The sequence below is a fragment of the Tritonibacter sp. SIMBA_163 genome (assembly GCF_046535935.1).
Lineage (GTDB): Bacteria > Pseudomonadota > Alphaproteobacteria > Rhodobacterales > Rhodobacteraceae > Epibacterium > Epibacterium scottomollicae.
This window is the reverse complement of the sequence record NZ_JAWJBP010001115.1, coordinates 1-244: the sequence shown is the minus strand read 5'-3', so window position 1 is coordinate 244 and position 244 is coordinate 1. Positions and strand designations below refer to the sequence as shown.

Genomic DNA, 244 nt, shown 5'->3' with positions numbered 1-244 from the left:
AATGTTTAAACCCGAGGACGTTTGCTGACGATATTGCCCATCCCGCCAGCCTCGCCCGGGCCATCAATGACACCGGTCGGAACCCGCAGCACATCGATGCGTTCCACCATCCACGGGTCGGTTTTGCAACCAGAGAAGTTGATGCTCTTCTGGATCAGCCCGTCGCGGTAGATACCCTTAGATCCGGTGTCAAAACCACGGATGGTGAATTGATCATAAAGGTCATCCACCCCCCAATTGGAGG

General features: G+C 54.9%; 1 protein-coding gene. It reads right to left on the bottom strand.

The window, feature by feature from the left end:
- Window positions 1-5: 5 nt before the first annotated feature.
- On the bottom strand, window positions 6-244 hold a 239-nt coding region (locus tag R0J92_RS25790), incomplete at its 5' end, for a TonB-dependent receptor plug domain-containing protein (RefSeq protein WP_411053785.1).